This is a genomic window from Flavobacterium oncorhynchi, assembly GCF_002217355.1.
GTDB lineage: Bacteria > Bacteroidota > Bacteroidia > Flavobacteriales > Flavobacteriaceae > Flavobacterium > Flavobacterium oncorhynchi.
On sequence record NZ_MUHA01000003.1, the window covers coordinates 182,773 to 201,870 of the forward strand.

At 33.5% G+C, this 19,098-nt stretch carries 11 protein-coding genes; 5 read left to right on the forward strand and 6 right to left on the reverse strand.

Features of this window, described 5'->3' with window-relative positions:
- Nucleotides 1-227 precede the first annotated feature (227 nt).
- Together B0A75_RS01915 and gldA are read right to left on the reverse strand one after the other, a co-directional pair.
- On the reverse strand, nt 228-2,351 hold the full coding sequence (locus tag B0A75_RS01915) for a TonB-dependent receptor domain-containing protein (RefSeq protein WP_089052604.1): 2,124 nt from the start codon (nt 2,349-2,351) through the stop codon (nt 228-230).
- 426 nt (nt 2,352-2,777) lie between these two features.
- Nucleotides 2,778-3,674 (reverse strand): gliding motility-associated ABC transporter ATP-binding subunit GldA, encoded by an 897-nt coding sequence (gene gldA, locus B0A75_RS01920; protein WP_089052605.1) that lies wholly within the window; start codon nt 3,672-3,674, stop codon nt 2,778-2,780.
- 146 nt (nt 3,675-3,820) lie between these two features.
- On the opposite strand from gldA, the gene B0A75_RS01925 reads away from it, so the two are divergent.
- The gene (locus B0A75_RS01925) at nt 3,821-4,414 is read left to right on the forward strand and encodes an outer membrane beta-barrel protein (RefSeq protein WP_089052606.1); all 594 of its coding nucleotides are present in this window, start codon (nt 3,821-3,823) and stop codon (nt 4,412-4,414) included.
- A gap of 158 nt (nt 4,415-4,572) precedes the next feature.
- On the opposite strand, the gene metE is transcribed toward B0A75_RS01925, so the two are convergent.
- Nucleotides 4,573-6,894 carry a 5-methyltetrahydropteroyltriglutamate--homocysteine S-methyltransferase gene (metE, locus tag B0A75_RS01930; protein WP_089052607.1) on the reverse strand — a complete coding sequence of 774 codons (2,322 nt, stop codon included), beginning with the start codon at nt 6,892-6,894 and terminating at the stop codon, nt 4,573-4,575.
- Nucleotides 6,895-7,051: 157 nt separating this feature from the next.
- On the opposite strand from metE, the gene B0A75_RS01935 reads away from it, so the two are divergent.
- Both B0A75_RS01935 and B0A75_RS01940 read left to right on the forward strand, forming a co-directional pair.
- Complete coding sequence (locus B0A75_RS01935; RefSeq protein ID WP_029271860.1) at nt 7,052-7,513, forward strand: Lrp/AsnC family transcriptional regulator; 462 nt, start codon at nt 7,052-7,054, stop codon at nt 7,511-7,513.
- Between the two features lie 227 nt (nt 7,514-7,740).
- Nucleotides 7,741-9,087: a deoxyguanosinetriphosphate triphosphohydrolase gene (locus tag B0A75_RS01940; protein WP_089052608.1), complete on the forward strand. Its 1,347-nt coding sequence runs from the start codon at nt 7,741-7,743 to the stop codon at nt 9,085-9,087.
- A gap of 97 nt (nt 9,088-9,184) precedes the next feature.
- Here the strand turns inward: B0A75_RS01940 and B0A75_RS01945 are convergent, their stop codons facing one another.
- Nucleotides 9,185-10,186, reverse strand: coding sequence for a DUF3078 domain-containing protein (locus B0A75_RS01945; RefSeq protein WP_089052609.1), 1,002 nt, complete (start codon nt 10,184-10,186; stop codon nt 9,185-9,187).
- Between the two features lie 35 nt (nt 10,187-10,221).
- A complete protein-coding gene (locus B0A75_RS01950; RefSeq protein ID WP_089052610.1) occupies nt 10,222-12,009 on the reverse strand; it encodes a 1-deoxy-D-xylulose-5-phosphate synthase in 1,788 nt (595 codons plus the stop codon).
- 103 nt (nt 12,010-12,112) lie between these two features.
- Here B0A75_RS01950 and B0A75_RS01955 point away from each other — a divergent pair, with 103 nt between their 5' ends.
- Nucleotides 12,113-12,556: a nucleoside deaminase gene (locus B0A75_RS01955; protein WP_089052611.1), complete on the forward strand. Its 444-nt coding sequence runs from the start codon at nt 12,113-12,115 to the stop codon at nt 12,554-12,556.
- Here B0A75_RS01955 and B0A75_RS01960 read toward each other — a convergent pair whose 3' ends face one another.
- Entirely contained in the window at nt 12,557-13,090 is a 534-nt protein-coding gene (locus tag B0A75_RS01960; RefSeq protein WP_089052612.1) for a hypothetical protein, read from the reverse strand.
- Between the two features lie 215 nt (nt 13,091-13,305).
- Here B0A75_RS01960 and B0A75_RS01965 point away from each other — a divergent pair, with 215 nt between their 5' ends.
- A complete protein-coding gene (locus tag B0A75_RS01965) occupies nt 13,306-18,993 on the forward strand; it encodes an alpha-2-macroglobulin family protein (RefSeq protein ID WP_089052613.1) in 5,688 nt (1,895 codons plus the stop codon).
- The last annotated feature ends 105 nt before the right edge of the window (nt 18,994-19,098 follow it).

Genomic DNA, 19,098 nt, shown 5'->3' on the forward strand with positions numbered 1-19,098 from the left:
AATCATATTATGAGGCTGAGCGAAGTAGAAGCCCCGCAAAGTGATTTAGCATACGTGAGCTTCGACTTCGCTCAGCCTCATAACTCTCTCTTCGACTTCGTTCGGCTTTATAAAGGTGTGATTGTTTACTGCTTTTGCATAATATCCTTAAAAACAAAAAGAGCCTGCTTTTAGCAGGCTCCTCTCATTCAAAAAAAAATAAAAAACAAAAACAAATTCAAGGGATCTTAAATTCTATAAGTAAAAGATAATGTCGCAATGCGGTTATCTAGATCGTATCGTTTATTAATAGCAGTTTGTCCAACTGTTGAGTTAATGTAAAAATTGTTAGTATTAAAAATATCAGTAACATTTAGTTTTATACTGCCTTTGTTTGCTAAAACCTGCTTTGAAATCCCAATGCTGAAATCAAAAAAGCCATCACGCTGATAAACGCCAAGGTTCGATTTTGATTGATACTGAGCGTTAGCTTCAGCTTTAAGACTTTCAGTTATTTTGAATGAATTCTGTACACTTAAGTTTAGCGTAACAATTGGATCAATCGTATCAGAGTTTACAATGTTGCCCATAAATCTATTTTCGAAAATATTAAAAAGAGTGTTTATAGACCAAAACTTGTAAAGTTCGGCTGTATGAGTAATGTTTGCCCCATAATTGTAAGATTTTGATACATTTATCTGAGAAGTAACCGTTGTGTTAGTACTCGGATCATAAGTATAAACTTCCGTAAAAACATCCTTAGTGCTGTTGAAATACAACGAAGACATGAAATTGCTTTTCCAAGCATATCCAATTTCGGCGGCATGTGTAATTTCAGGAACTAGATTTGGATTTCCTTGAGAATAGTTGAACGAATCATCATAAAAACGAAACGGATTCAAGTCAAATTGGCTCGGCCTGTTTATTCTTTTACTATAAGAAGCATGAATAGAATGATTGCTTGTAAGTTCATATTTTAAAGAAAGACTCGGAAACCATTTTAAATAATCGTCTTTGTGCTCCTCGTTTAAAGTTCTTTGCAAAATATTGATTGCCGTATATTCAGAACGTAAACCGCCTTGAATATTTAAATCTCCAATTTGATGTTTATAATTGGCGTACGCAGCATAAATTTGTTCTTTGTACTCAAAATGATTGGTTGAGTTAAGATCAATTATCCATTGGTTATTGTCATTATATTCATAAACCGATGGATTATCATTGTTTTTTAAGCTCGCTTTAAAACCCCATTCAATAGATTGTTTCTCTTTTAATGGATTAGTAAAATCTACTTTTCCTGTAAAAACTTTTAATTGTGACGGAATAAAACCTCTTCGATCGTTAATATTGGCTGGGTTTGAAGGATCTATATTTTGTGCACTCTGAAATTGATTTGATCTAAATTTTGAAGTTTCATATTCAAAGTCAAAAGACATATTTTTTCCTTCCGTATTAAACTTATGAACTCCAGAGAACGCATAGGTGTAATCATTCCATTTTTCTTTACTGTCATTGTATGTTGAAGCATCAAAAAGCAGTTGATTTTGGGCATTACTCAAAGAGTTTCGACCGTTGGCCATATTTTCATAACGCCCCAATTTAGCATCAACATAAAACTCTAAATTCGTTTTAGGAGAAACTTCATAAGTAGTTCCAATTTTAAAGTTATTTGAAGTAAGCGGTTCGTCTGTGGTTGAGGTTTGATGATTTTTAGTATCAATTTGCTGACGCGTTATGTCTGTATATTGCGTTTGATTAAATTCCTTGCGTTCCTCTTCACCTCTAAAAGTGTAACTGTAATTACCATAAACGCCAAATTTGTTCTTATTATAACTTAAGTTAACCCCAGAATTAGTTCTGTTTTTTCGTCCACGGCCATAGCTCGCAAACGCAGTTCCTTTTATCCCCGAAGTACTTGGTTTTTTTAGAATAATATTTATAATTCCGGCTTTTCCGGCTGCATCATATTTAGAAGAAGGATTCGTTATAACTTCAATTTGTTTAATATTTGAAGAAGTGGTTGATTTTAAATAATTAGCCAATTCTTTTTGAGAAAGCTGTGTTAGTTTACCATTAATCATAACGGCAACACCCTGTTGTCCTCGAATAGATAAATCGCCGTCCTGAGAAACTACTACTCCAGGAGCGCGAGATAAAACGTCCAGTGCTGTACCGCCTTCAGATACAATGCTGTTTTCAACATTAAAAACCAGACGATCTGATTTTTGAGTATATAAAACTTTCTTTTTTGTAATTACAATTTCATCTAAAACATTGATAGATGTTTCAACCAGACTGTCTTTTTCTTTTTCTGTCTGTGAATAGGAGTATACTGAAAACGCGAGCATAATAGAGGTTAAAATGTTCTTCATGTCGTTTTGTGCTTTTATAAATGAGTTGTTTTTTTAATGTAAAACGATTTGTTCGATTTTATCTGAAAGTAGCTTCGTGAAGCGTTCAACATAATTATAAAAGGAATAAAAAAGAGACATTATGAAGTGAAATAAATGTGGCATTTGTGCAGTATTATTGAGATTGATCCTGCAAATATAACACTATTTATATCAAGTCTAAATAAAAATAATTCAAATTTGATGCTTTTAATTGTAAACCATTGATAACGAGAGAAGATGAATTAGGTTTCAATGTTGTTTTTGCACTTCAGAACACGTAAATAATGGAATTAGAGCAGCTTTATTGTTTTTTTGTAGATTTAATAAAACAAAAAACCAGTTTATTCTGTAAAAGAATAAACTGGTTTTGTTGGATAAGCTGAAACTGAAATCCGAGATTGAAAACTACTTGGTAATTTCTCTAAATACAGCTTCTAAATTTTTATTTTTTTGATTCAATTGCAGTGTTTTTAAGCCGTTTTCATTGGCAAAATCAAAAATGGCAGGACGCATATCTTTTTCAGTAACAAAAGTAAGTTCCCACGTCATGTCATGCGTATTTTTATAAGAAGCAATATTTTCAAGTCTTGCTAAAAGCTGCTCTTCAACCTGATAATCAAACTCAACCTCAATAACTTGCTCTTTATTTGCAGTAACCAAATGATCTAATTTGTTGTCAGCAACAATATTTCCTTTGTCAATAATTATGACACGATCGCAAATAGCTTCAACCTCCTGCATGATATGAGTTGATAAAAAAACAGTTTTATCTTTACCAACATTTTTGATTACATTTCGTATTTCCATTAACTGGTTAGGATCTAGACCAGTAGTTGGTTCATCTAAAATTAAAACATCAGGATTATGCAGTAAAGCATTGGCAAGTCCCACACGCTGGCGGTATCCTTTTGATAATTGTCCTATTTTTTTATGGCTTTCGGTTGACAGTCCTGTCAGTTGAATTACTTCTTCGATTCTTGATTTTGGAACCTGATAAACATCGGCATTAAAAGCCAAATACTCACGAACATACAAATCTAAATACAACGGATTGTGTTCTGGTAAATATCCTATGGAACGCTGAACCGCTTTTGCATTCGTCATGACATCGTGACTGTTTACAAGGGCTGAGCCGTCGTCGGCAAGTAAATACGTAGTCAAAATTTTCATTAAAGTAGATTTTCCTGCACCATTTGGGCCAAGAAAACCAACGATTTCTCCTTTTTGAATAGAGAATGAAATTTCGTTCAGTGCTTTTTGAGTTCCGTAACTTTTTGATATGTTGTTAACTTCGATCGACATAGACTTTTTATTTGCTACAAAAGTAAACAGAAATAATCTTGATTGCTAAAATTTGTCTTTTAAAGAAACCATAAAATAAATAAAACCCAATAGATTCACGGCATTGTTGTTGTTAAAGCAATGCTAAATTAAAATAAACCCAAATCATGAAAAAATTTTTAGTGATAGCCGCTTTGGCTGTCTGCACTTTTGCAACTGCACAAAAAAAAGGATCCATTTTAGTAATGGGAAGTATTGAGTACAATTCTCAAAACGTTTCAAATTCTGGATCAGAAGACAAAACTAATTCTTTTACTTTTTCGCCTAAAGTAGGATATCAATTTCACCAAAACTGGACAGCGGGTATCGAAGCTGGCGTTGGTACTGCTAAAAGAGAGTTTAGTAATAATACAGAGAGCAAATTAAATAATTTCTCTTTAGGAGGTTTTTTACGTTACTCAAAACCATTAAACCAAACTTTCTCTGCTTATGCTGATTTAGGAGTTGGATACCAAAGCAGAAAAACAACAAACACTGTTGGACCATTATCAACAATAAATGAAGGTGACGGTTTTTATGTTGGAGTTACGCCGGCAATTTTCATTAATGTTAATAAAGGATTTGGATTAAACTTCAATATTGGAGGTTTAGGGTACAATACTTTAAATTATGACGGAAATAATGGAAATGGAGACAATGTTAAAAACTTCAATTTCACTTTCGGAAAAGCATTTTCTGTTGGAATTTCAAAGAATTTCTAATCTGAAATATATATTCAATTTCGAGAAAAGCATCCGCAGCGGCGGATGCTTTTTTGTTTAAATATAAATGCCGGCAATAGTGAAACCGAAACGAATCATAACTAAATTCGGCCTCACTTGCTGGCATAAAAAACAAAAATATATTCTAGGTAAAACTATTACACAACAGGATTTTCAACAGCAGCTCTCATTTCCTGAGCAGCAGCAACCATTTCGATCAAAGCTTTTTTAGTTTCATCCCAATGACGAGTTTTTAAACCGCAATCTGGATTTACCCAAAGCTGATCTACTGGAATTACAGCTGAAGCTTTTTCTAACAAACGAACCATTTCTGTGCTTGAAGGAACGCGAGGCGAATGAATATCGTAAACTCCAGGTCCAATTTCGTTTGGATATTTAAAGTTGGCAAAAGCATCTAAAAGTTCCATTTGCGAACGAGAACATTCAATTGTAATAACATCGGCATCCATATCAGCAATGTTCTGAATAATGTCGTTGAATTCGCTGTAACACATATGTGTGTGAATTTGCGTATCATCGTTTACACCGCTTGCCGAAATTCTAAATGCTTTTACAGCCCAATCTAAATAGTTAGCCCATTCTTCTTTTCTTAAAGGCAAGCCTTCTCGAATTGCAGGTTCATCGATTTGGATAATTTTGATTCCTGCTTTCTCTAAATCCACAACTTCATCACGAATTGCTAATGCGATTTGTGTACATGTTTCAGAACGAGGCTGATCGTTACGAACAAAAGACCATTGTAAAATTGTTACAGGACCTGTAAGCATTCCTTTTACCCATTTTGAAGTTAAGGACTGCGCATATTTCGACCATTTTACCGTCATAGGAGTTGGTCTTGAAACGTCACCATAAATAACTGGCGGTTTTACGCAGCGGCTTCCGTAACTTTGAACCCAGCCATTTTTGGTAAACGTAAATCCAGCTAATTGTTCTCCAAAATATTCCACCATATCGTTGCGCTCGAATTCTCCGTGAACCAGAACATCAATTCCAGTTTCTTCCTGAAAACGAATTGTAGCTTCAGTTTCCTTTTCGATTAAATCGTTGTATTGTTCAGTCGTTAATTCTCCTTTTTTGAATTTTGCTCTCCAGCTTCTTACTTCAGCTGTCTGAGGGAAAGATCCAATTGTGGTTGTTGGAAATAATGGCAGATTTAAAGCTTCAATCTGACTTTTTCTTCTTGCAGCAAAAATACTTTTACGTTTATCATCTGAAGCTGTAATTCCGGCAACACGGTTTTTAACTTCAGTATTGTGAATTAATTTTGAAGTTTTACGATTTTCGTTTGCAATTACATTTTGCCCAAAATCAATTGAATTTTTAGTATCAACTTCGTTTGAAGCAAATTGTTTTAAAAGTACAATTTCGTTGATTTTTTGTTTTGCAAAAGCCAGCCATTGTTTAATTTCTGGCGTAAGAGTTTGATCGTTTGTTTCTAGATCTAAATCGCACGGACTGTGAATTAAAGAACAAGACGGCGCTACTAAAATTCTATTTTCGCCTAAGGCATCAGTTGCTTTTTTGATTAATTCTAATGATTTTTTGAAGTCGTTTTTCCAAATATTTCTTCCGTCAACAACTCCTAAGGAAAGATTTACGTTTGGATTTAATTTTCCAGATTCTAAAATATCCCCTAATTGCAGCGGACAGCGAACTAAATCTAAATGGAAAGTATCAACTGGTAAAGCCAAAGCCGTTTCTAAATTTTCGCCAAAACAGTCAAAATAATTCGCTAAAATGATTTTAAGTTTTGGAAAACGAGTATTGATTTCGTTATACACTTTTGTGAAAGTGTTTCTTTCTTTATCAGTTAAATTTAAAGCTAAGAAAGGTTCGTCAAGCTGAATATATGCCGCATTCTCTGCTTGAAGCTTTTCGAAAATTTCAAAATAAACAGGAAGTAATTTATCAATAAGATCAATTCGGTGAAAACCTTCTTCTTTTTCTTTTCCTAAAAGTAAATACGAAATAGGTCCAATTAAAACTGGTTTTGTAGCAACTCCTAAAGCATTTGCTTCTTTAAATTCGTTGATTACTTTTTCTGAAAACAATTCGAATTTTTGGTTCTTTGTAAACTCAGGAACAATATAATGATAGTTTGTGTCAAACCATTTTGTCATTTCCATTGCAACAACATCCTGACCGTCTTTTTGTGCGCCTCTTGCCATTGCAAAATACAAATCTAAAGAAGAATTTGTTTTGGCCAATTCATGGTAACGTTCTGGAATTGCTCCAACTGTCAAGGTTAAATCTAAAACCTGATCGTAAAAAGAAAAATCATTAGACGGAATTAAATCAACTCCGGATTCAGCTTGTAAATGCCAGTTTTGAATTCGAATTTCTTTTCCCGCATCAATAAGTTCGTCTGCCGAAATTTTTCCTGCCCAATACAGTTCGCTGGCTTTTTTGAGCTCTCTGTTGCTCCCAATTCTTGGATAACCTAAATTATTTGTTTTCATTTTGATTTCAGTATTTTTTACTGAGCAAATTTATTGTATTAGATTTTATAACTTATATTTGATGATTATTTCAGTAAAATGTGTTTTAAAATTACATTTTTAAAGATTTTATTACTGTGAATATCTTTTAAACGAACTTTCAGCCGTAAAAAAAACTATGGAAAATCTAGACAAAACCGATTTGCTTATCTTAAAGCACCTTCAGGAGAACTCAAATATCAACACAAAAGACCTTGCCAGTAAATTATTTCTGACTGTTACGCCAGTTTATGAGCGTATAAAAAGACTGGAAAGAGACGGATTTATAACAAAATATGTAGCATTGCTTGATAGAAAAAAAATGAATCGCGGCATGACTGTTTTTTGTAATGTTCGACTAAAAGAACACGCAAAAAACGTGGGAAGCAATTTTGTAAAAGATATTGTTGCTCTTCCTGAAATTATAGAATGCTATAACATTGCCGGCGATTATGATTTTATGCTTAAAATTCTAGTTCAGGATATGGCTAGTTATCAGGATTTTGTAATGAATAAATTATCAACCATTGAAAACATCGGGAACACAAATAGTATATTCGTTATGGGAGAAATCAAACACAGTACTGCATTAGAGTTTTAGAGTTTTTCTGCCACGAATTTCACGAATTAACACAAATCATTGAGCTTAAATTAATTCGTGGAAATTCGCGAAATTCGTGGCAAACAAAGGATTTAATCTTTTAAATCAAAATAATTGGCAGCCTATTTTTATTCAATATTATCCTAAAATAAAATGTATTTTTGAAATCTTAAATCATCAATTTAGATCAAAAATCAAAAATCGTTAATCTACAATCTAAAATCAAAATGAACTGGGAACAACTTTTATCATTAAAACGTCAAGGCGATACAAGCAAAAGATTACGTGTAGAACAAGATGACACGCGATTGGGTTTTGAGGTCGATTATGACCGAATTATCTTTTCGGCTGCTTTTAGAAGTTTACAAGATAAAACACAAGTAATTCCGCTTTCTAAAACAGATTTCGTACATACAAGACTTACGCATAGTTTAGAAGTTTCTGTTGTTGGGCGTTCTTTAGGACGTTTGGTTGGTAAAAAAATCATCGAAAAATATCCTTATTTAAAAGAAATTCACGGTTATCATATGAATGATTTTGGGGCAATTGTTGCCGCAGCGTCATTGGCTCATGATATTGGAAATCCGCCTTTTGGACATTCGGGAGAAAAAGCAATTGGAGAGTATTTCTCGAGCGGAAAGGGATTAAAGTACAAAGATAAACTTACAGCAAAACAGTGGCAGGATTTAATTGATTTTGAAGGAAATGCTAACGGATTTTCAGTATTAACGGCAAGTCGTCCAGGAATTGAAGGCGGACTTAGAATTTCGTATGCTACTTTGGGCGCTTTTATGAAATATCCTAAAGAAAGTCTTCCGAAAAAGCCAACTAGTAATATTGCCGATAAAAAATACGGTTTCTTCCAAACAGATAAGTCATTCTTTGAAGAAGTTGCCCATGACATGGGAATGATCGCAAATAAAGAAGAGGGTGATATTGGTTTTGAAAGACATCCTTTGGCGTATTTAGTTGAAGCTGCAGATGATATTTGTTACACTATTATTGATTTTGAAGACGGAATAAATCTTGGCTTAGTTTCAGAAGATTATGCTTTAGAATATCTTATAAAATTGGTAAAAGATAATATTGGTGTTTCTAAATATAAATTGCTGGAAACAAAAGAAGACAGAATTAGTTATTTAAGAGCTTTAGCAATTGGAGCTTTGATTAATGATGCTGTAGATGTATTTGTTGAAAACGAAGAAGCTATTCTAGCAGGAAATTTTCCTTTTGCGTTAACAGACAAAAGTAAATACAAAGCGCAGATGAATGATATTATCAAGTTAAGTGTTGATAAAATTTACCAGAGCCGCGAAGTAATCGAGAAAGAAATCGTGGGTTATCAAATTATTCAAACTTTGCTGGATAAATTTATAACGGCTTTCAATAATAAATTTGAAGGTACAGCATCAAACTACGATAAATTGATCTTGAAAATGCTGCCAGAAAAACATCATTTAGATAAAGGTAATTTGTATGAGCGTTTACTGCATATCTGTCATTACGTTTCATTACTAACAGATGGAAATGCGTTAGAATTATATGAAACTATTCAAGGACGTAAGAAGAATTAAATAGAAGCATTTTATGTTATTGTTCAAAATAAAGCACCCCATAAAGATCATTTATGGGGTGTTTCATTTTCTCATGATTGAGAATTAAGTTTTTTTATTATTGAAAAGCATAAACTAAGCCAACTCCTAAAACTTGGCGTAATTGCATTCTAGGTCCGTCGTTTACCTGAGATTTTGCGCCTGTAGTAGGATCAATTACATCTTTTTTGGTTTTAATGTCATCATCATAAACTAAATGAACACCAATATTTGCTTTAACATAAGCATTTACAACAAGGTCTAAACGAGTATCATAATCAATATCGACATTACCAAATCGGTTTAAATAATCGGTATATAAACTTAATCGGTTTTCGTAGAAAACGTTTTTATAGATTTCGTTTTTCATATAGGCTGTCATAAGAATACCAAATTCGGCTTTTACTTTCTGACCGTTTTCAATTAATATTTTATTATTTGGATCTAGAGGATCAGTAGCATAAACAGCTTTTTTAACACCAAAAGAACCTTGATCTGCAAGATATTGATCTAATACCAAAGTAGTTTTTAATGTAATAGGAGAGAAGTAAAAAGTTCTGTTTTTCTTCTTATTCGAGTTTTCAGCTCCAGCTCCAAGAAATATATAAGCAGGTGCAAAAGGTTTCGAGATAGCAATATCACGATTAGGATAGTTATAACCATCGGTAAACTGCGTATTAAAATTAAACTTTGCCGAGTAAAACCAATTTGAAACAGTATCTTTTCTAAATCCGTAAGTTGAGTTTAGTTGAAAAGCATCGTCTGTTTTACGCAATTCAGTTCCGTCTTGTTTGTTTAATCCGTATTTTACAATAAGCTCATTCGCCCATTTATGATTTCCTTTTTGGTAAATTCTTCCAAATTCTCCTTTAAACAAACCAGAGATAGAACTTGTTCCCCCCGCACTCCAATTCACAAATGCAATTTCTGAAATGTCAAATCCTACTTGATTTTTTTTGGCCCAATTTGAAGGCAGTTTTGGTGCTTTATTAGGATCTATTGTTGTTTGTATTAGTTGGGCAGAGTTTTTAGTTGTACACAAAAACAATAGAATAAAAAGAGTGGAACGTATTAATTTCATTAGGTTTATTTTAATATTTTGGTGCCGCAAAATAATTATTTTGGCTCATTAGAAAAAAGATTTATTAAATTTTTAACGTCAATTTTACACAATTGTTGTAACTGGTTTACTGTTCCGTGCTCAATAAACTCATCAGGAATTCCTAAAATATTGATGTTGTTTTTAAAATTATTTGCGGCTGCAAACTCTAAAATAGCGCTTCCAAAACCACTATTTTTTACCCCGTCTTCTATTGTAATTATGTTATCAAATGAAGATAATATCGAGTGTAAAGCCTCATTGTCTAAGGGTTTTATAAAAGGGAAATCGTAATGCGCAATAGTTTCTAAATTTGTACTTTGTTGTAGAGCTTCGATTACATTATTTCCAATAGTTCCAGTTGATAAAACAGCTGTTTTTGTTCCCTGTTTTAAACAAATTGCTTTCCCGATTTTAATTTTTTCATAATGTCCGAAATTTTCTACTTCCCAATTTGGCAGCACGCCGCGACCTCTTGGATATCGAATTGCTATTGGGTGTTCTAGACCTAATTGAGCCGTATATAAAATGTTTTGCAAAGCAATCTCATTGATAGGTGCGTAAATAATCATGTTTGGAATAGAACGCAGATACGCTATATCAAAAACACCATGATGCGTTGCGCCATCTTCGCCAACTAAACCTGCTCTGTCCAGACAAAAAATAACAGGTAAATTTTGTAAAGCCACATCATGAATAACTTGGTCATAGGCACGCTGTAAAAAAGTCGAATAAATATTGCAATATACAATCATGCCTTGAGTTGCCATCCCAGCTGCAAGTGTTACAGCATGCTGTTCGGCAATTCCCACATCAAAAGCACGTTCTGGTAATTCGTCCATCATAAATTTTAATGAACTACCAGAAGGCATTGCAGGTGTGATTCCAATTATTTTTTCATTCTTTTTAGCTAAATCTAAAATCGTTAAACCAAAAACGTCCTGAAATTTAGGCGGTAAATTTTCTTCAGATTTTAAAATGATTTCTCCTGTCGAAGCATCAAATTTTCCGGGTGCATGATATTTTACCTGATTTTCTTCAGCTTGCTGTAAACCCTTTCCTTTTGTGGTTACAATATGAAGAAATTTTGGCCCCTTTATGCTTTTTAAACGACTCAATTCTTTGATTAAATTCGGAAGATCATGTCCGTCGATTGGCCCTGAATAATCAAAATTTAGAGATTTGATCATGTTATTCTTCTTCGGGTTTTTTCCTTCTTTTACAGCAGTAAGATAATTTTTAAGAGCCCCAACACTTGGATCAATTCCTATTGCATTATCATTTAAAATAACCAACAAATTGGCATCAGTAACTCCTGCATGATTTAATCCTTCAAAAGCCATTCCGCTTGCAATAGAAGCATCGCCGATAACTGCAATATGCTGTTTATCGAAATCACCTTTTAATTTTGAAGCAATCGCCATTCCCAATGCTGCAGAAATTGAAGTCGAAGAATGTCCAACACCAAAAGTATCATAAACACTTTCTGTTCGTTTAGGAAAGCCTGATATTCCGTCGATTTGTCTGTTAGTATGGAAAATTTCCCTTCTTTCCGTCAGGATTTTATGTCCGTAAGCCTGATGACCAACATCCCAAACCAACAAATCATCGGGCGTATTAAAAACATAATGAAGTGCAATTGTAAGTTCGACAACACCTAAACTAGCTCCCAAATGACCTTCTTTTACAGAAACGACATCAATTATAAATTGACGTAATTCTTGTGCAACTTGTAAAAGTTGTGCCTCAGAAAGTGCGCGTAAATCAGCAGGATTATATATGTTCGAAAGTAAATTGCTTTTCATTGTATGGAAAAAAGCAAATTTACGGTTTTAAATTTAAATTTTACTTTTTGAGATCTATATATAGAATGGGGAGTTTTAATGGAATCTTCTTATTTTTGCATTTATGATAAATCCCTTTACCGACGAATATTTCATGAAAAAAGCTTTGCAGGAAGCTGAAATGGCTTTTGAAAAAGGCGAAATTCCTGTTGGAGCAATAATTGTTGTGGCTGATAAAATAATAGCAAGAAGCCATAATTTAACAGAATTATTAAATGATGTTACGGCTCATGCCGAAATGCAGTCGATAACCGCTGCTGCCAATTTTCTTGGCGGTAAATACCTAAAAGATTGTACACTTTATGTAACGCTGGAACCTTGCCAAATGTGTGCAGGAGCTTTATATTGGAGTCAGATTTCGAAAATTGTTTTTGGAGCACGAGACGAACAAAGAGGTTTTATAACAATGGGAACAAAACTACATCCAAAAACTACAGTAGTTTCAGGTATAATGGCAAATGAAGCTGCTGATTTAATGAAACGTTTTTTCTTGGAAAGGCGTAAGTAGTTAAAATAAATATCCTCCTGTGTAAACACAGACAAAGAGCATAAAAGAATTAAAGCAGACAATATTGTAAAATGTGTTTTCAGAAAAACCTTTTTTCGAAAGCAATATCTTTATACTTATTCCGATTGAAAAAAGCAGGATTAGGCAAGTATAAAATTGAATTCCATTGCTGCTTAGACCGCTGGAAAGTAGATTCGTATAATTTTTTGTTTTGGATTTAATGGTTGTTACAGATTTAAATAATAAAGAAGTTTCAATTGTAATATTATTTTCATCAATAAATTCTTTTGCTGTAGAGAAAGTAAATCCTTTTTGCGTAAAATAATGATAAGAAACTTTTTGTTTAGATTTTCCAGAAGTTCTTATAGTGTAATGCGTAATTACATCATTAGCTTTTGACGCGGGTAAAACATAATAATCTGCAAAAGCGATCAAAATAAAAAATGTTATGACACGCAGCAGATGTATAATTGTGTTTTTGTTTTTAATAATAAATTCATTTTCAGAAGAATATCTGTTTGAGTTCTTGGGCATTCTTTTTTAAATTTAGAAACGTTAATTTAATAATTTAATGATTTCTTTTTGTGAAACTTCAGCAAAAGTTAAAAAAACAAAATAAAGAATTTTCTTCTTAATAAAACCAAAAAATATTATACTTTTATTGCAATTTAATTTGTAATTTGCTGTTATCGCTTATAACAGTAAATCCTACTAGTTTTTAATTTGCTAACCATTAATTCTAAATAAAAGTGAAAGTAAAAGGATTAAGTCTCGTATTTTTTGTGTTTTTTATTTTTCAGTCTTGCGGTAGAAAATCAGCTGCAGATTTCAATTCAGATTTTTCACTATTTAAAGATTATATAACCAGTTTTACGGGAGGAATCGTTTCTTCGGATTCTGATATTCGTGTGGTTTTGGCTTTTGATAAGAATGATTGGAAACCCAATCAGGAATTAGATGATGATTTGTTTGATATTTCGCCAAACGTTCATGGAAAAGTGGTGGCACTTTCGACCAATACATTAGCTTTTATTCCAGAGAAAAAACTAAAACCTGGAACAGAATATCAGGTTACTTTAAACTTAGATAAACTTACTGCCATTCCAAAAGAGAAGGAAAAGGAACTATCCAAATTCAATTTTACAGTTAAAACGGTTAAACAAGATTTTACCATAAATACTGGCGACATTCAGTCGTACAGCAAAGAATATCAGTATTTAAACTGCGTTTTGAAAACGGCAGATAATATTGATCTTGAAACGGCTCAAAAATTGGTTGAAGCGAAACAAAAAGGTAATAATCTTAAAATTAAGTTTGAGAAAACTGCAGGTCCTGCGAAAGAATTTCGTTTTATAATTGACAGTATTCAGCGTCATTCTGAAGTTTCTAATGTTGAGATTTTATATGATGGAAATGATTTTGATATTGACCAAAAAGGACAAATTGATTTTCCTATTACAAGCATAAATGAATTTAAAGTTATAAAAGTTGAAGTTCCAGATGGGAACAATCAATCGGTTTTAATTAATTTTTCTGAGCCTTTGGAAAAAGGTCAAGATTTTGCCGGATTGGTTTCAATTCAAAATACCAATAATCTTAAGTTTTCTACTCAAGGAAATTTATTAAAAGTATATTTTACGAATCAAAATGCACCTAAAAAAGAAGAACCGGTTGCAGTAGTTGCACAAGAATCAGCGGTTATTGCAGTAGATTCGGCTGCAGTGGTAGTAGATTCAGCAGCTGTTGCGGTTGATTCAGCAGTCGCAGTTACAGATAATGCGGTTGAATATGTGCCGGACGAAGAACCTGAACAAGTTGTGACTGGTGAATTATTATTAGAAGTTTTTGAAGGAATCGAGAGTCAATATGGTAAAAAATTAGAATCAAATTATTCTGAAAAAATCTCTTTCGACCAGATAAAACCAAGTATTCGTTTTGTTAAAAACGGAACAATTTTGCCGAGTTCAAATAATTTAAAATTGAATTTCGAAGCAGTAAATTTAAGCGCTGTTGATGTAAAAGTATATAAGATTTACAAAAACAATATACTTCAGTTTCTTCAATATAACCAGTTAAACGGCGGGCAAAACCTCAAAAAAGTCGCACAGCCAATTGCCAAAACCACTTTGAATTTAAGAGAAAGCACACTTGTAAATTTGACAAAATGGAATACATATGCTTTAGATTTATCTAAAATAATAAAACCGGAACCAGGAGCAATTTATAGAGTAGAGTTTGTATATAAAAAGAAATATTCTCTCTATAAGTGCGAATCATCCAATGGAAATGATGATGAAGCAGAAGAGGAGGAAGTAGATGAAAATGATGTGAATTATAGTGGTAATTCGTATGATGATTATTATTACTATGATGATTATAACTGGAGAGAAAGTGAGGATCCTTGTTCGGGATCGTATTATTATAATGCAAGAATTGCGACTAATATTTTAGCTTCAGATTTAGGAGTTATTGCGAAAAGAGGTGAAAACAAGTCGTATTTATTTGCTGTAAATAATATCGTTACAACAGAGCCAGTCTCAAATGCAAGAGTTGATTTATATAATTTCCAACAGCAAAAAATTGGTACACAGGCAACAAGCAGTGAAGGTATTGCATCTTTCCAATTAGATAAATTCGCATATTTTGCGATTGTTACTTTAGGCGATCAATCGACTTATGTAAAGCTTGACGACGGGCTTTCATTATCTGTAAGTAATTTTGATGTTGCCGGCGAGACTTTACAAAAAGGTTTAAAAGGATTTATTTATGGAGAAAGAGGCGTGTGGCGTCCGGGAGATAATTTGTATTTGTCTTTTATTTTAAATGATGCAGCCAATAAACTTCCGAAATCGCATCCAATAAAATTCAGATTAAATGATCCAAATGGTAAAACAGTTTATCAGACCGTTCAAAAAATAAACGATTTAAATCATTATGCCTTTATAGTGCCGACAAATCAAGATGCTCCAACAGGAAATTGGGAAGCAATGGTAAGTGTTGGAGGTGCTAAATTTTATAAAAGCATTAAAATTGAAACGATTAAGCCAAATCGTTTAAAAATCAAGAATACTTTTAGCAGAAAAACGCTATCGGCATCTTATCCAAATACAGATAATCTTGAAGTGACTTGGCTTCACGGCGCAATTGCGAAAAATCTGAATGTAGAAATGCAAGCTAAATTTTCGCAGCAAACCACCACGTTCAAAGGATATGAAAAATTTAGTTTTGATGATATCGTTCGTCAATTTAGTACGGAAGAAATTAATGTTTTCTCTGGAAAATTAAATGAAAGCGGAAAAGCTTCTGTAAATATCGAACCAAGATTACAAGGTCAAGCACCTGGAATGTTACGTGCTTCGTTCATCACAAAAGTATATGAAGAAGGCGGTGATTTTAGTACCGATGTTATGTCAACAACTTATTCGCCATACAAAACCTATGTGGGAATAAAATCGCCTGAATTGAACAGATATAATATGCTTGAAACTAGAGCGAATAATCGTTTTGAAGTAGTTACAGTTGATGAAAACGGAAGACCAAGAGCAGTTAGAAATCTTGAAGTAAGAATTTATAAAGTTGACTGGAGATGGTGGTGGGATTCATCAAGCGATAATTTGTCGAATTATAATTCATCAAATTCAACAACAGCTTATAAATCTATTATAATTGACACGGATTCAAGCGGAAAAGGAAGTTTTCAATTTGCTTTAACCGATGAAGAATGGGGGCGTTATTTGATTCGTGTTGAAGATACAAACGGCGGGCATGCAACTGCCTTAACAGTAAATATTGATTGGCCAATATGGTCCGGAAAAACAAGAAACAGAGATGCTTCAACAGCCAACATGTTAGTTTTTTCTACTGATAAAAAGAATTATGCCGTTGGAGAAAAAGCACAAATTTCTTTCCCTTCAAGTGAAGGCGGGCGTGCTTTAATTTCTATTGAAAACGGATCTCGTGTGATTCAGACAATTTGGGCAAAAACGCAAAAAGGTGAAACAAAAGTTGATGTTCCTATTACGGGAGCAATGGCGCCAAATGTTTATTTTAATATCACTTTATTACAGCCTCACGCAACAACTAAGAACGATTCGCCAATTCGTATGTACGGAATTGTTCCTGTTGAAGTTGTGGATAAAAACACGATTTTGGCACCAACGATTAATATGCCAGATGTTTTAAGACCAGAACAACCATTTACAGTAAAAGTGAGTGAAAAAACGGGTAAAGAAATGACGTATACCATTGCGGTTGTCGATGAAGGGCTTTTAGATTTAACTCGTTTTAAAACACCAAATGCATGGGATAGTTTCTATGTTCGTGAAGCTCTTGGAGTAAAAACATGGGATATTTACGATGATGTAATTGGAGCATATGGAGGAAAAATAAATCAGATTTTCAGTATAGGCGGAGATCAGGATTTAGGAGGTGGAAAAGCTAAAAAAGCCAATCGTTTTAAACCAGTAGTATTGTATTATGGTCCGTTTAAATTGGAAAAAGGACAAACAAAATCACACGAATTAAAGCTGCCAAAATATATTGGTTCTGTTAGAACAATGGTTGTGGCAGGAGATGCAAATACAAGTGCTTACGGAAGCGTTGAAAAAGCAACTCAAGTTAAGAGTCCGTTGATGGTTTTAGCTTCACTGCCTAGAAAGATTTCGCCATCAGAAAAAGTAACACTTCCAGTAACTGTTTTTGCAACTGAAAATAAAATCAAAAATGTTTCGATTCAGGTAAAAACAAGCAACGGATTGAAAGTAATGGGAAGTGCCGTTCAAAAACTGAGTTTTGCTCAGCCAGACGAAAAGATGGCTTATTTCAATTTAGTTGTAGGTGCTGCAACTGGAATTGCAAAAGTTCAGGTTATTGCAACATCTGGAAGCGAGAAATCAGTTTACGATGTTGAAATTGATATGACGAATCCAAATCCTGTTACAAGTACTTTTACAGATGTTGTTTTGTCTCCAAATAGTACTAAAACAATTTCATGGAAAACATTTGGTGTTGCCGGAAGTAATAAAGCAAGATTAGAAGTCTCGTCTATGCCATCAATGAATTTGAATGGAAGAATGCAATTTTTAATTCAGTATCCACATGGTTGTGTAGAGCAGACTACTTCTTCGGTTTTTCCTCAATTGTATTTAAGCGATGTGGCTGATATTGACGCGAAACGGAAAGAGATTATTCAAAAAAATATTGCAGCCGGAATTGCTAGATTAGGAAATTTCCAATTATCAAATGGTGGATTACCTTATTGGCAAGGAGGCACAATTGCAGATGATTGGGGAACTTCATACGCAGGACATTTCTTGATTGAAGCGGAGAAAAAAGGATATATTCTACCAATTAATTTCAAATCAAAATGGCTGTCTTATCAGCAAAAAGAAGCAAAGCAATGGCGTTTTGAACCGAAATACGGTAACGATATGGCTCAGGCTTATAGATTGTATACGCTGGCTTTAGCAGGAAATGCTGATTTATCCGCAATGAACAGACTTAGAGAAACTAAAGGCATTTCAAACGAAAGTAAACTTCGTCTAGCAGCAGCATATGTTTTAGCAGGACAAAAATCGGCGGGACAAAGTTTGTTCCTGAAAACAAGCATTGACGGAGATTCAGATGGATATAGTTATTACTATTATGGTTCAAGCGAAAGAAACAGAGCAATGGCTCTAGAAACAATGTTACTTCTAGGACAAACACAAAAAGCATTTACTATGGCGGCAAAATTAGCCAAAGAAATGTCAGCCAATCAATGGATGAGTACGCAGACAACGGCTTATTGCTTGTACGCGATGTCGAAATTTGCAATTAGCAATGGTCCAAAAGGAATCAATATTCAGTTTAGTAAAAACGGAAAAGGCGAGACAATAAATACAAGCAAATCAATTGCAGATCGTAGTATTTCTGCTACTTCTGGAGCAAATAGTATTACGTTGAAAAATAATAAAGCAAATACAGTTTATGTTCGCGTATTGAATACAGGAATATTACCAATCGGACAAGAGAATGCTGTTCAAAGCGATGTTTCGGCAAGTATTGTTTTCAAAAACAGAAAAGGAAGTGTAATCAATGTTTCAAGAATCAACCAAGGAACTGAGTTTATCGCCGAAGTTACGGTTAAAAATCAAAGAGGAGAAAGTATTCAAAATGTAGCGTTATCACAAATTCTGCCTTCAGGATTTGAAATTGTAAACACCCGTTTTACAGATTACGGAGACGCCGTAAACAACATTGCTGATTATATTGATATACGAGACGATAGAACGAATTTCTATTTTGGAATGAAAGCCAGAGAAACTAAAGTTTTTAGAATTCTATTAAATGCATCCTATTTAGGTAATTATTATTTACCTGGTTTACAATGCGAAGCCATGTATGATAATACTTTCTTAGCTAGAACAAAAGGATTCTGGGTTGAGGTTGTGAAATAAAATTTATTAGCCGCAGATTATATGGATTAAAAGGATTTTTAAAAATTTGTGATAATTAGTGTAATCTGTGGCTAAAAAAAAAACTTAGCGAACTTTGCGTCCCGA

Excerpts from the sequence above, each read along its gene's own strand:
- B0A75_RS01915 (WP_089052604.1), bottom strand. The coding sequence starts at position 2,351 with ATGAAGAACATTTTAACCTCTATTATGCTCGCGTTTTCAGTATACTCC.
- gldA (WP_089052605.1), bottom strand. The coding sequence starts at position 3,674 with ATGTCGATCGAAGTTAACAACATATCAAAAAGTTACGGAACTCAAAAA.
- B0A75_RS01925 (WP_089052606.1), top strand. The coding sequence starts at position 3,821 with ATGAAAAAATTTTTAGTGATAGCCGCTTTGGCTGTCTGCACTTTTGCA.
- metE (WP_089052607.1), bottom strand. The coding sequence starts at position 6,894 with ATGAAAACAAATAATTTAGGTTATCCAAGAATTGGGAGCAACAGAGAG.
- B0A75_RS01935 (WP_029271860.1), top strand. The coding sequence starts at position 7,052 with ATGGAAAATCTAGACAAAACCGATTTGCTTATCTTAAAGCACCTTCAG.
- B0A75_RS01940 (WP_089052608.1), top strand. The coding sequence starts at position 7,741 with ATGAACTGGGAACAACTTTTATCATTAAAACGTCAAGGCGATACAAGC.
- B0A75_RS01945 (WP_089052609.1), bottom strand. The coding sequence starts at position 10,186 with ATGAAATTAATACGTTCCACTCTTTTTATTCTATTGTTTTTGTGTACA.
- B0A75_RS01950 (WP_089052610.1), bottom strand. The coding sequence starts at position 12,009 with ATGAAAAGCAATTTACTTTCGAACATATATAATCCTGCTGATTTACGC.
- B0A75_RS01955 (WP_089052611.1), top strand. The coding sequence starts at position 12,113 with ATGATAAATCCCTTTACCGACGAATATTTCATGAAAAAAGCTTTGCAG.
- B0A75_RS01960 (WP_089052612.1), bottom strand. The coding sequence starts at position 13,090 with ATGCCCAAGAACTCAAACAGATATTCTTCTGAAAATGAATTTATTATT.